Genomic DNA, 12,859 nt, shown 5'->3' on the forward strand with positions numbered 1-12,859 from the left:
CACGCCTTATGAGCCCCGCCTCCGAAATCGGCTGAACTGAAACGCCTGCGTCGAAGCCCACGGTGTGTGGTGCGTCTCGCTCCGCGCCTCGACCAGTTCAAACTCCGGTCCGAGCTCAGCCGCGAGGCTCGCGCTGTCATGGCGCTGCACCGGCAGGCCGCTGCATTTCTCCGGACCGTCGGGCGCAAACGTCGCGATGATGACTTGCCCGCCAGCGCTGACCGCCGACCGCAGGCGCTCGACGTAGGCCGCTCTGTCATCGGGATCAGTCAGAAAGTGAAACGCCGCGCGATCGTGCCAGACATCGTAAGTCCTGGTCGGCTGCCATGTCGTGGCGTCGGCGACGATCCACTCGACCGTTGAAGCGGCCTGGCCGATTCGCTTCTTCGCAACGTCGAGCGCGTTGGCGGAGAGGTCGAGCACGGCAAGATGGCGATATCCGTCCTGCAGCAGTGCATCGATCAGCCGCGAAGCACCGCCGCCGATATCGATGATGGCTGCGCCACGATCGGAGTTGGCTGCGCGAATCATCGCGAGCGAGATCGCCGGGCTGTCCTGATACCAGCTGACCTCGGCCTCGCCCTTGGTGGCGTAGACGTTGTCCCAGTGCGTGGTGCGGTCGGACATGGTGTGCTCCGGCCTTGGCCGGGGACGGCAGCGCGCAAGCGGCGCTGCCGGGATCAACTGGCAATTCGCGCGTCCGCCGTATGCGGACGCGCCGGCACGAACGGAGGAGCTACTCGTCCTTCTTCGACATCCGCTCGAGGCGCTCCTGCATTTCCTTCATCTGCTGGCGCAAATCGTCGATGTTGCTGTCCTTGGGCGCCTCGGCGCTCGCATCGGGCTCCGGCTCGGGGCTCGACGCCGGGCGGGGCGCGGCGAACGGCTTGAACATCGAGAAGGTCTGCTGGAACAGCTCCATGTTGCGGCGGACCTGCTCCTCCAGCGGCGCAAACGGCGTGCCGGACAACGTGTTGGCGATCTGTTTGCGGAACTTCTCCTGCTCCTGGGTCAGTGTCGCGATCGACTGCTCCAGATATTTCGGCACCACCATCTGCATGCTGTCGCCGTAGAAGCGGATCAGCTGGCGCAGGAAGGTGGTCGGGAGCAGATTCTGGCCGGCCTTGTTCTCCTGCTCGAAGATGATCTGGGCCAGCACGGAGCGGGTGATGTCGTCGCCGGTCTTGGCGTCGTAGACCAGGAAATCTTCGCCGTCCTTGACCATGGCGGCGAGGTCTTCCAGCGTCACGTAGGTACTCGTTCCGGTGTTATAGAGCCGGCGGTTCGCGTATTTCTTGATGGTGGTGGGTTGGTCTGATTTCGCCATGGGCTCTCACTTGCAAAAACGCTGAGAACGGGAACCCGGCGGGCTATGCCGCAGGGCGGGAAGAGTACGCAACGCAACAAAATAAGCATTTTCAAAGGGGTCACGCTACCGTTTTGTGCGCCACGGTTAATCGGGCAGCAAAAACGTGCTTGCGAAAGCGCCAAGAACGCTATTTTGAATGCGCTGCGGCATGAATTCGGCCCCCCGCCGATTGACATGCCTCAACGACGTTAACAGGATGGCTGACGAGACTGGCGAGCGTTTTTCCAGCCCCGCCTGCCCCTTCACAAGAACCTCAAGCCCCAGGAGATGCCCCATGTCAGACGATGTCGTCATCGTCAGCGCCGCCCGCACCCCGGTCGGAAGCTTCAACGGAGCGTTCGCGACCCTTCCCGCCCATGACCTCGGCGCCGTCGCCATCAAGGCCGCGCTGGAGCGCGGTGGCATCGAGCCCGGTCGGGTCTCGGAAGTCATCATGGGCCAGATTCTGACCGCGGCCCAGGGTCAGAACCCAGCCCGCCAAGCCTCGATCATAGCCGGCATTCCGGTGGAGAGCCCCGCCTGGGGCGTGAACCAGCTTTGCGGCTCGGGCCTGCGCACGGTCGCGCTCGGCTACCAGGCGCTGCTCAACGGCGATTCCGAAATCGTGGTCGCCGGCGGCCAGGAATCCATGAGCATGGCTCCGCACGCCCAGCACCTGCGCGGCGGCGTCAAGATGGGCGGCCTCGAACTGGTCGACACCATGATCAAGGACGGCCTGTGGGATGCCTTCAACGGCTACCACATGGGCAACACCGCCGAGAACGTCGCGCGCCAGTGGCAGATCACCCGCGCCCAGCAGGACGAGTTCGCGGTCGCCTCGCAGCAGAAGGCGGAGGCCGCGCAGAAGGCCGGCAAGTTCAACGACGAGATCGTTCCCGTCACCATCAAGACCCGCAAGGGCGACGTGGTCGTCAGCGCCGACGAATATCCGCGCCATGGCGCCACGCTCGACGCGATGGCCAAGCTCAAGCCGGCCTTCGAGAAGGACGGCACGGTCACCGCGGGCTCGGCCTCGGGCATCAATGACGGCGCTGCCGCCGTGGTGCTGATGACGGCCAAGCAGGCCGCCAAGGAAGGCAAGAAGCCGCTCGCGCGCATCGTGTCCTGGGCGCAGGCCGGCGTTGATCCGAAGATCATGGGCTCGGGCCCGATCCCGGCCTCGCGTCTCGCGCTGAAGAGAGCCGGCTGGAACGTCGGCGATCTCGATCTGATCGAGGCCAACGAGGCCTTCGCGGCGCAGGCCTGCGCCGTCAACAAGGACCTCGGCTGGGACACCTCGAAGGTCAACGTCAACGGCGGCGCGATCGCGATCGGCCATCCGGTCGGCGCCTCCGGCGCGCGCGTGCTGGTGACGCTGCTGCATGAGATGCAGAAGCGCGATTCGAAGAAGGGCCTTGCCACGCTGTGCATCGGCGGCGGCATGGGTATCGCGATGTGTCTGGCGCGCGACTGAAGGTCGCTGACGTCAAGCTGACGCGTGCGCCGCACACCTGATTGAGTGCGTTGCACGCGACTAAAAAGGCAGCGGTTGCAAATCAAATATTCTTCGCAACCGCGCAGGCCTCGACTAAAGAGAAACGCCCGGCTCAGCCGGGCGTTTTGTTCTTGATGTCCGTCAAACGTCCCGCATAATCCGTAGCTAAAAACGATCACTCAAAAGCGTCCGAAGAGTCCAAGGAAGAGTCCAAGGGAAGGAATACGATATGGCACGTGTTGCACTGGTGACGGGTGGTACGCGGGGCATCGGAGCTGCGATCAGCAAGGCGCTGAAGGCGGCCGGCTACAAGGTCGCGGCAAGCTATGCCGGCAACGATGCGGCGGCGGAGAAGTTCAAGGCCGAGACCGGCATCGCCGTCTACAAATGGGACGTCAGCAATTTCGACGCCTGCGCCGAGGGCGTGAAGAAGGTCGAGGCCGAGGTCGGCCCGGTCGACGTGCTCGTCAACAATGCCGGCATCACCAAGGACGGCGCCTTCCACAAGATGAGCCTCGAGCAATGGAACGCCGTGATCGGCACCAATCTCGGCTCGCTGTTCAACATGTCGCGCCAGGTGATCGAAGGCATGCGCGGACGCAAGTTCGGCCGCATCATCAACATCTCCTCGATCAACGGCCAGAAGGGCCAGTTCGGCCAGGTGAACTATTCCGCGGCCAAGGCCGGCGAGATCGGCTTCACCAAGGCCCTGGCGCTGGAGAACGCCAAGGGCGGCGTCACAGTGAATGCGATCTGCCCGGGCTACATCAACACCGAGATGGTGCAGGCGGTGCCGAAGGACGTGCTGGAAAAGGCCATCCTGCCGCTGATCCCGATCGGCCGCCTCGGCGAGCCCGAGGAGATCGCGCGCGCGGTCGTGTTCCTCGCCGCGGATGAGGCAGGCGCCATCACCGGCTCGACGCTGACGGTCAACGGCGGCCAGTACATGGTGTGATGCGATCGCATCACGTTCGATCATATAGGTGACTTCGTCATGCCCGGGCTTGTCCCGGGCATCATGCCCTGTCATTCCGGGGCGCCGCGACAGCGGCGAACCCGGAATCTCGAGGTTCCGGGTCTGGCGCTATGCGCCATCCCGGAACGACGAGGCCTCCTGCAATGACTCCCCGCACCGCGACGCTGATCGGATTGACCGCGATCCTGATGTGGTCGCTGCTCTCGGTGATGACGGTGGCGACCGGAAAGATTCCGGCGTTCCAGCTCGCCGCGATGACGTTTGCGATCGGTGGTCTCGTCGGCCTGCTGACCTGGATCGGCCGCGGCGATGCCGCCAAAAGCCTGCGTCAGCCGCTGGTGGTGTGGGTCGTCGGCGTCGGCGGATTGTTCGGCTATCACGCGCTGTATTTCCTCGCGCTGCGCTTCGCGCCGCCGGCCGAAGCCGGCCTGTTGAACTATCTCTGGCCACTCCTGATCGTGCTGTTCTCGTCGTTCCTGCCGGGCGAGCGGCTGGCCGTGCATCATGTCATCGGCGCCGTGCTCGGCCTCATTGGCACGGTGCTGCTGTTCGCCGGCAACACCAGCGGTTTTGCGCCCGGAGCCGTGCCGGGATTGATCGCGGCCTTCATCGCGGCGTTCGTCTGGGCGACCTATTCGGTGCTGTCGCGCCGGTTGAAAGCGGTGCCGACCGATGCGGTCGCGGGCTTCTGTCTCGCCACATCGGTGCTCGCCGCACTGATGCATGGCCTGCTTGAAACCACCGTGTGGCCGGAGACCACGCTGCAATGGCTTTCCGTGATCGCGCTCGGCATCGGGCCCGTGGGCGCCGCGTTCTACACCTGGGATATCGGCATGAAGCGCGGCGACATCCGCGTGCTCGGCGCCGCCTCCTACGCGACGCCGCTGCTCTCGACCGGCTTCCTCATCGCCGCCGGCTTTGCCAAAGCCAGCACAAACATCGCCATTGCCGCAATCCTGATCGCCGGCGGCGGCCTGATCGCGGCGAAGGACATGGTGCTGAGGAAACGGTGATTGTCATTCCGGGCGCACGAAGTGCGAGCCCGGAATCCATTTATTCGCGTCAACGGTGGCGAGATGGATTCTCAGATGCGCAATTGCGCATCATAGTTCGCCGCTTGCGCGGCGCCCCGGAATGACGGTGGGGAGCTACGGCTCCCAGCCCTGCGGTGCGAGCTCGAACTTCGCGAACTCGAACGCCGGTGCCACGGTGCAGCCGACCAGTGTCCACTCGCCCGTGGTCTCCGCCATCTGCCAGGCATTGGCCGGCACGATTCCCTGCGGCCGCTCGCCGCCGATGAGATCGGTGCCGAGCCGCACCTCGTGCTGCGAGCAGCCCTCATGGGCGATGCGCAGCGTCAAGGGACTGCCGGCGTAGTAGTGCCAGGTCTCGACCGCGTCGATGCGATGCCAGTGCGAGCGTTCGCCGCGCGCGAGCAGGAAATAGATCAATGTCGAGCGCGACCGCCCGTTGGCGTCCGTGGTCTGGTCGCGAAACGTCTCGCGATAGTACCCGCCTTCGGGATGCGGGCGAAGTTCGAGGCGTGCGATGATCTCGGCTGCGGTCGGCATCGATCCTCGTCAGGACCTGTTCTTCAGGACTTGTTCTTGCGCTCGCGGAGCTCGCCGAACACCGTGGCGCCGTCTGCGCCCTTCATATGGAGCCTGGCTGCAATCGAGGGCTCATCGGCGCGCAGGAACACGTTCGTTCGCTTCTCGTCACCGAGCAGCGAGGGAATGGTCGGCTTGTTCTCGGCCCGGAGTCTTGCGACCTCCGCCGCGCGCGCCTGCAGCGCCGCATTGTCGGGATCGACGGTGAGCGCGAACTTGACGTTGGATGCGGTGTATTCGTGGCCGCAATAGAGCTTGAAGTCGTCGGGCAGGGCGCGCAGCTTCAACAGCGAATCCCACATCATTGGATAGGTGCCTTCGAACACGCGGCCGCAGCCGATCGAGAACAGCGTGTCGGCGGCGAACACCGTCTTCTCATTGTCGAACACGTAGGAGATGTGGTCGAGCGTGTGGCCCGGCGTCTCCACCACGCGCGCCAGCAGATTGCCGATCTTGACCACGTCGGCATTGGCGACGCGCAGGTCGACGTTCGCGATCTCAGTCGTCTTGTCGTGCGGCGCGACGACGCGGCAGTTGTATTTCTGCTTGAGTTCGGCAACTCCGCCAACATGATCGCCATGGTGGTGGGTGATCAGGATGTCGGTGAGCTGCCAGCCCTCGCGCTCGAGCGCCTTCAGGATCGGGCCGGCCTCCGGCGCGTCGATCGACGCCGTCGCCTTGGTTTCCAGATCGTGGATCAGATAACCGAAATTGTCGTTTAAACAGGTGAAAGTACGAATTTCGGCGGCCATGACCTCTCCATCGCGCTCAGCCCCGCCAGACAAATATGGCGTTAACGTTGCCCAGGCAATGCAATATTCCGCGCGCAGGCGTGCCCTCGCGCATGTTACATTGCCGTCATGACCATCGACGTCGTCGACCTCCGCGAGTTCTATTCCCGCCGCCTCGGGATCGTGGCGCGGCAAATGATCAATCGCGGCATCCGGGAGCGCTGGCCGGGCGCCGAGGGCCATCGCGTGCTCGGTATCGGCTATCCCACGCCCTATCTGGGGTTGTTCCGCGAAGACGCCGAGCGCTGCATCGCCTTCATGCCGGCGGCCCAGGGTGTCCTGAAATGGCCGACGGGCCGGCCGGCGCTGGCCTCGCTGGTCGATGAATTCTCGCTGCCGCTTCCCGACGCCGCGGTCGACCGCATCCTGCTGATCCATGCGCTGGAGATGTCGGACGATCCGGCCGCGCTGCTGCGCGAGGTGTGGCGGGTGCTGTCGGGTTCGGGCCGCGTCATCGCGGTGATCCCGAATCGGCGCGGCGTATGGACTCGCACCGACAGCACGCCGTTCGGTCACGGCCGGCCGTATTCGCGCTCGCAGATCACCGATCTGTTGCGCCAGACCTGGTTCACGCCGACGGCCTGGGGCGAGGCGCTGTTCATGCCGCCCTATGCCGGCGGCTGGGTGCTGAAATCCGCGCAGATGTGGGAGCGTGCCGGGGCGGCGCTGTCGCTGCCCTTTGCCGGCGTGCACATCGTCGAAGCCACCAAGCAGGTCTATCGCGCGATCCCCGCCAAGCGTGAACGGGCGCGGCTGATTCCCTCGCTGGCCAAGCCCGTGCTGGTGCCGTCCTCGACGACGGTGACGCGCAGCTGAAACAAATCGTCCCGGCGAGGCCGGGACGATCGAGATCAGAAAATCAGAAGAGGCTTACTCGCCTGAGGCGACTTCGTCGCTGGACGCGGCGGGAGCCGCCTCGCGATCGGGACGCGGCCCATGCGGCCGGCGCCGCCGGCGCGGATAGCGCTCGCCGCCACCACCGCCTTCGAAGCCGCCCTGGCCGCCATTCACCTGCGGCTGTGCGCCGGTGATGAAGGAGGGCAGGCGGTCGACGCTGCCGGCATCGGCGATGACAGGCTGCGGCTGGTTCGCGGGTTGCGGCTGATATTGCGGCTGCGGACGGTGGTCGCGTTCGCGATGCTCGCGCGGCTGCTGATTGTCGCGCTGATAGGGCTGCTGGTTGTCGCGCTGCTGGTGATCACGCTGGTGATGATCGCGCTGGCCCTCGCGGTCGCGCATGAAGGGCTGCTGCTGCGGCGGCTGCGGAACGAAGCCCGGCTCCTGGCCGAACGCCGAGAAATTCTCGCCGTCGTCCTCGCTGTCGTCGCCGCTGGTGTTGCTGATGGGCTCGTCGCCGCGCGGCTGCTGGTTCTGGCGGAACTGCTCCTGGGCGGCCGCGATCAGGCGGAAATAATGCTCGGCGTGCTGGTAGTAGTTCTCGGCTGCAACGGGGTCGCCGGAGGAGCGCGCATCGCGCGCGAGCTGGAGATATTTCTCAGCGATATGCGAAGCCGTGCCGCGGATCTTGATGTCGGGCCCGTTGGACTCGTAGACCCGGGTCATCGGGTTCTGGCCGCGCCGGTTGTTGTTGTTGTTATTGTTGTTGCGGTTGCGCATCCGCTGCTTGTTCTGACCGTTTCTCATGTCCTGCCTTTAATTCCAGCCCTAAAGGTTGCACGCATCACTGATTGCAAGAGAGTGACCTGATGACAGCGGTTCACAGTGCTCGCACGCACCGCGCGCGAGAGCGGATTGAACCCTGCCAATGTTCGTCGACCGTCGCGTTCAACAAAGACGCGTTCCCCACCCGCCAGCATTCATTGCCAGCGAACCCATTCATATCGCCTGCCGAAACAAGCCCAGCTTTCTTGCGTAAGTGTTCAAGCGCAATATCAGGCTTTCGTTCACTTTGCGGTCGGAGAGCAGCGCAGCTCCACTGGCCATCGCGCTCAACAGGACCTGCGGCTTGGAACCTTTAAATCAGTAAAGCTCTCGCCCGAGAGCCCGGCTTTCGCCCGTAGGTCTACGGGGCCGGCACCGATGTGTTGACCGGAACGTAGTCGTTCCCAAGGGATATTCCAAGAGCTTTTTACAGACCAATCCGGCTTTTATGGGGGCATTTTTCGGGCCGAAACGGCCCGTGGGATGCCCGCCAAATCGGCCTTGGGCGGCCTGTCCACCACCAACGCGGCAGCGGCCATCAAGGTTTCAATGTTCCGGGCCTGGCCCTGTCCGGCCTCGACGACCAGCGCGCCGCCCGGGGCGAGGCGCTCGGCCGCCTGCGGGATCAGGACCCGGTAGGCGTCATATCCGTCGTTGCCGCCATCGAGCGCCAGATGCGGATCGTGCTCGCGCACTTCGATGCTCAATTTCGGAATTTCGGCGGAGGGAATATAGGGCGGGTTCGACACGATGAGATCGAACGGACCCGAGAGCGCCGCCAGATAGGAGCAGGCGACGAAGGCCGAACGGTTGCCAAGGCCGAGGGCTGCGGCATTGCCCCGCGCGGTGCCGAGCGCGGTGAGGCTGAGATCGGTGCCGACACCGAAGGCATCGGGAATTTCGTGCAGCAGCGCGAGCAGGATCGCGCCCGAACCGGTGCCGATGTCGGCGATGCGGGGCCGGTGAATCTTCTGCTCGCGAAAAAGCTCGAGCGCACGCTCGACCACCGTTTCGGTGTCGGGACGCGGGACCAGGGTCGCCTCCGAAAGGCGAAACGGCAGGCCCCAGAATTCGCGCGTGCCGAGAATGCGCGCCACCGGCTCGCCCGCGATCCGGCGCTCTGCATATTGCGCGAGTTGCGACGCCTCGGCGCTCGTGAGGGCGCGCGCGCCCTGCGCAATGAGGCCGGTGAGATCGAGGCCGAGCACGGCACTGATCAGGATGCGGGCGTCGAGCTCGGCCTCGTCGAGCTGTGCTGATCTCAATTGCGCCGCCAGCGCGCGGCGTGCGCTCTCGATCGATTGTCCGGTGAAGGCGTTGCTCACGCGGCGCGTCACGCCGCCACGCCTTGCGCGGCGAGCTGCGCGGCCTGGTGCTCGGTGGTCAACGCGTCGATCAGTTCGCCCAGCGCTTCGCCGGCGATCACCTGCGGCAGCTTGTAGAGCGTCAGATTGATGCGGTGGTCGGTGACGCGCCCTTGCGGGAAATTGTAGGTGCGGATGCGCTCGGAGCGATCGCCGGAGCCGACCTTCTCCTTGCGCTCGGCCGAGCGCGCGGCATCGACGCGCTGACGCTCGGCGTCGTAGATGCGCGAGCGCAGGATGTTCATGGCCGAGGCGCGGTTCTTGTGCTGCGAGCGGCTGTCCTGCATCATCACCACGATGCCGGTCGGGATGTGGGTGATGCGGATCGCCGATTCGGTCTTGTTGACGTGCTGGCCGCCCGCTCCTTGCGCGCGCATGGTCTCGATGCGCAGATCGTCGTTCTTGATCTCGACGTCGACGTCCTCGACCTCCGGCAGCACGGCCACCGTCGCCGCCGAGGTATGGATGCGTCCTTGCGTCTCGGTGTCGGGCACGCGCTGCACGCGGTGCACGCCGGATTCGAATTTCAGCTTCGAGAACGCGCCGCGGCCCTGCACCTCGGCGATGATTTCCTTGTAGCCGCCGACCGTGCCTTCGCTCGCCGAGATCACCTCGACCTTCCAGCCCTGCAAGCTGGCGAAACGCTCGTACATCCGGAACAAATCGCCGGCGAACAACGAGGCCTCGTCGCCGCCGGTGCCGGCGCGGATTTCCAGCATCACGTTGCGGTCGTCCATGGCGTCCTTGGGCAGAAGCGCGACGCGGATCTTCTGGACCAGCTCCTCGATCCTTGGCGTCAGCTCGTCGCGCTCGGCCTCGGCCATGCCGCGCATCTCGGCATCGGTCGCGGGATCGGCGATCAGCGCCTCGGTATCGGCGAGCTCCTTGACGGCGGACCGATAGGTCTTGACCGCCTCGATCAGCGGCGTGATCTCGGCGAGCTCGCGCGTGATCTGGACGTAGCGCTCGGAGGCGAGCTGTCCGAGCGATTCGGCCTCGAGCGAAGCATGATGCGCGAGCAGAACGTCCAGTTTGGCTTCGGGGAGTGACGACATCGGTTCAGTCTCAAAGGGCGGAAGGAGGCGAGGGCGGCGGGAAGCGGGCGACAGGCCCGCTACAACGCAAGGCCCTCGGCCTCGGCAAATTCCGTCAGCTTCTGCCGGATCGAGACGCTGCCCGCGGGCGCGTCGAGGAGCGGGCCGAGCATCGCTTCGGCCTTCTTGGCATCGAGATCGAGCACCATCGCCTTGACCGGGCCGAGCGCGGTCGCCGAGAGCGACAGCGAGCGATAGCCCAGCGCGATCAGCGCCAGCGCGCCGATCGGCTTGGAGGCCATCTCGCCGCAGAGCGAGAGCGATTTCTGCGCGTCTTGCGCCTTGCGCGCGATGTCGCGCAGCGCGCGCAGGATCGGCGCCGACATGGTGTCGAAGCGCTCGGACACCTTGGCATTGCCGCGGTCGACCGCGAACAGGAACTGGAACAGATCGTTGGAGCCGACCGAGATGAAGTCGACCTTCTTCAGGAGCTCGTCGAGCTGGTAGAGCAGGGCGGGCACCTCGACCATGGTGCCGATGTCGATTCGTTCAGGCAGCGTGTGGCCGTGCTGGCGCAGATATGTCAGCTCGCGCTCGACCAGCGCCTTCGCCGAATCGAACTCGGCGACCTCCGAGATCATCGGGAACATGATGCGCAGCGCGCGGCCGCCGCCGGCGCGCAAGAGCGCGCGGATCTGGCCGCGCAACAGGCCGGGTCGGTCCAGCCCGAGCCGGATCGCGCGCCAGCCGAGCGCGGGATTTTCCTCAATCACCGCTTCCATGTAGGGCAGCGCCTTGTCGCCGCCGATGTCGAGAGTGCGGAAGGTGACGGGCTTGGTGCCTGCGGCATCCAGCACGGTGCGATAGAGTGCGAGCTGGTCGCTGGTGCGCGGCAGGCTCTGTCCCACCATGAACTGCAGCTCGGTGCGGAACAGGCCGATGCCGGCGCTGCCGGTGTCCTCGATATGCGGCAGGTCGATCGCGAGACCTGCGTTGATCATCAGCTCGACCTTCTGGCCGTCCCTGGTGACGCAGGGCCGGTCGCGCAGCGCCAGGTACTGTGCCTGGCGGCGGGCGCGGAAGCGCACGCGCTCGGCGAAGGCGGCCTCGATCTCCTGCGACGGACGCACATAGATCGAGCCGGAGGTGCCGTCGACGATGATGGCATCGCCGGGATCGGCGATGCCGGGTGCGTTCGGCACTTCGCCGACGGCGGGAATTCCGAGCGCGCGCGCCACGATCGAGACGTGGGAATTGGCGGTGCCTTCCTCCAGCACGATGCCGCGCAGGCGCTTGCGGTCGTAGTCGAGCAGCGCCGCCGGGCCCATCGCGCGGGCGATCACGATGGCATTGTCGGGCAATTGCTCACGTGACGGCGCGTGATCCTGGCCGACCAGCTGCCGCATCAGGCGATAGCCGAGATCCTCGAGGTCGTGCAGGCGGTCGCGCAAGTAAGGATCGGTCGAGCGCAGCATGCGCGCGCGGGTGTCGGACTGCACGCGCTCGACGGCGGCTTCCGCCGTGAGGCCGGTGGCGACCGCCTCGTGCAGCTTGTGCGACCAGCCCTGGTCGTTGGCGAACATGCGGTAGGCTTCCAGCACCTCGCGATGCTCGCCGCCCTCGGCGACGTCGCCGCGCTCCAGCATGCGGTCGAGATCGGCGCGCAGCTTGGCGAGCGCGGTATCCAGCCGCTTGATTTCCTTCGGCAGGTCCTCGGCGATGTAGTCCTTGATGACGACGCGCGGCTCGTGCAGCACGACATGGCCGAGCGCGATGCCTTCCGACAGGATCGCGCCGACCTTCTGCGCCGAATGGCGCGCGGCAGGCTCGAGGCCGGGCTGGGCCAGCGCGGACAATTCGCCGGAGGCGATCAGCTCGGCCAGCACCATGGCGGTGGTCTGCAGCGCCTCGAGCTCCTCCTCGACATAGTTCCGCTTGGCGCGGTTCTGCACCACCAGCACGCCGAGCGTGTTGCCGGCGCGCAGGATCGGCACGCCGAGGAAGGAGTGGTAGATTTCTTCGCCGGTCTCGGGACGGAACGAGAAGGCCGGATGGCTTTGTGCGTCGCTTAAGTTGAGCGGCGTCGCCTCGCTGGCGACGAGGCCGACCAGGCCCTCATGGGCGCTGAGCACGGTATGGTGCACAGCCTCGCGGTTGAGACCTTCGGTGGCGTAGAGTTCGAGCGTGTTGTCGACGCGCAGCACGTAGACCGAGCACACCTCGGCCACCATGTTGGCAGCGATCAGCACCACGATCTTGTCCAGCCGCTCCTGGGCCGAGACCTGCTCCGCCATGGTTTCGCGGAGCCGTCTCAACAAGACGCGGGGACCTCCCGACGCGCTCCGCATGTACCGTCAATCTCCTCCGTCTGCCGGGGCCGAAGGGGCCCGCGGCGGCTCGCCCGAAATCCAGAAAAACAACAAATTTGCTCGTCCGGCGCCGGCCCCGGCGGTTGCCGGAGCCGAATCAGCACCGCCTGAACTGGGGCACAGTTTCCGGCAGCCCACCCTGTCCGCGTATAGCGAATTAGGGCTTGTTTTGCCAAGCAAAACGCCTGCCAAACGCGAAGGTGTGTACAC

General features: G+C 65.5%; 12 protein-coding genes. 4 read left to right on the plus strand and 8 right to left on the minus strand.

The window, feature by feature from the left end; translation table 11 throughout:
• Positions 1-6: 6 nt before the first annotated feature.
• Both JQ603_RS35320 and phaR read right to left on the minus strand, forming a co-directional pair.
• On the minus strand, positions 7-627 hold the full coding sequence (locus JQ603_RS35320; protein WP_212347359.1) for a class I SAM-dependent methyltransferase: 621 nt from the start codon (positions 625-627) through the stop codon (positions 7-9).
• 109 nt (positions 628-736) lie between these two features.
• Positions 737-1,327: a polyhydroxyalkanoate synthesis repressor PhaR gene (phaR, locus tag JQ603_RS35325; RefSeq protein WP_212347362.1), complete on the minus strand. Its 591-nt coding sequence runs from the start codon at positions 1,325-1,327 to the stop codon at positions 737-739.
• A 316-nt stretch (positions 1,328-1,643) separates the two neighbouring features.
• Here phaR and JQ603_RS35330 point away from each other — a divergent pair, with 316 nt between their 5' ends.
• The 3 genes from JQ603_RS35330 (at position 1,644) to yddG (ending at position 4,832) form a co-directional block, all read left to right on the plus strand.
• Complete coding sequence (locus tag JQ603_RS35330) at positions 1,644-2,822, plus strand: acetyl-CoA C-acetyltransferase (protein ID WP_212347364.1); 1,179 nt, start codon at positions 1,644-1,646, stop codon at positions 2,820-2,822.
• A 250-nt stretch (positions 2,823-3,072) separates the two neighbouring features.
• Positions 3,073-3,798 (plus strand): acetoacetyl-CoA reductase, encoded by a 726-nt coding sequence (gene phbB / locus JQ603_RS35335; RefSeq protein ID WP_195801800.1) that lies wholly within the window; start codon positions 3,073-3,075, stop codon positions 3,796-3,798.
• 164 nt (positions 3,799-3,962) lie between these two features.
• Positions 3,963-4,832, plus strand: coding sequence for an aromatic amino acid exporter YddG (yddG, locus tag JQ603_RS35340; RefSeq protein ID WP_212347368.1), 870 nt, complete (start codon positions 3,963-3,965; stop codon positions 4,830-4,832).
• 135 nt (positions 4,833-4,967) lie between these two features.
• On the opposite strand, the gene JQ603_RS35345 is transcribed toward yddG, so the two are convergent.
• Positions 4,968-5,390: a cupin domain-containing protein gene (locus JQ603_RS35345; protein ID WP_212347371.1), complete on the minus strand. Its 423-nt coding sequence runs from the start codon at positions 5,388-5,390 to the stop codon at positions 4,968-4,970.
• Between the two features lie 23 nt (positions 5,391-5,413).
• On the minus strand, positions 5,414-6,181 hold the full coding sequence (gene gloB / locus JQ603_RS35350) for a hydroxyacylglutathione hydrolase (RefSeq protein WP_212347374.1): 768 nt from the start codon (positions 6,179-6,181) through the stop codon (positions 5,414-5,416).
• A gap of 108 nt (positions 6,182-6,289) precedes the next feature.
• Between gloB and JQ603_RS35355 the strand changes: the two genes are divergently transcribed.
• Complete coding sequence (locus JQ603_RS35355) at positions 6,290-7,036, plus strand: methyltransferase domain-containing protein (RefSeq protein ID WP_212347377.1); 747 nt, start codon at positions 6,290-6,292, stop codon at positions 7,034-7,036.
• A gap of 54 nt (positions 7,037-7,090) precedes the next feature.
• Here JQ603_RS35355 and JQ603_RS35360 read toward each other — a convergent pair whose 3' ends face one another.
• The 4 genes from JQ603_RS35360 to ptsP form a co-directional block, all read right to left on the minus strand.
• The gene (locus tag JQ603_RS35360; RefSeq protein WP_212347380.1) at positions 7,091-7,864 is read right to left on the minus strand and encodes a DUF4167 domain-containing protein; all 774 of its coding nucleotides are present in this window, start codon (positions 7,862-7,864) and stop codon (positions 7,091-7,093) included.
• Positions 7,865-8,328: 464 nt separating this feature from the next.
• The gene (prmC, locus tag JQ603_RS35365; RefSeq protein ID WP_212347383.1) at positions 8,329-9,219 is read right to left on the minus strand and encodes a peptide chain release factor N(5)-glutamine methyltransferase; all 891 of its coding nucleotides are present in this window, start codon (positions 9,217-9,219) and stop codon (positions 8,329-8,331) included.
• A complete protein-coding gene (gene prfA / locus JQ603_RS35370; RefSeq protein ID WP_212347385.1) occupies positions 9,216-10,301 on the minus strand; it encodes a peptide chain release factor 1 in 1,086 nt (361 codons plus the stop codon). Before prfA ends, prmC begins: the two co-directional genes overlap by 4 nt.
• A 59-nt stretch (positions 10,302-10,360) precedes the next feature.
• Positions 10,361-12,628 carry a phosphoenolpyruvate--protein phosphotransferase gene (gene ptsP / locus JQ603_RS35375; RefSeq protein WP_212347388.1) on the minus strand — a complete coding sequence of 756 codons (2,268 nt, stop codon included), beginning with the start codon at positions 12,626-12,628 and terminating at the stop codon, positions 10,361-10,363.
• Positions 12,629-12,859 lie beyond the last annotated feature (231 nt).

The sequence above is a fragment of the Bradyrhizobium liaoningense genome (genome assembly GCF_018130825.1).
In the GTDB taxonomy this organism is placed as follows: Bacteria; Pseudomonadota; Alphaproteobacteria; order Rhizobiales; family Xanthobacteraceae; genus Bradyrhizobium; species Bradyrhizobium liaoningense_B.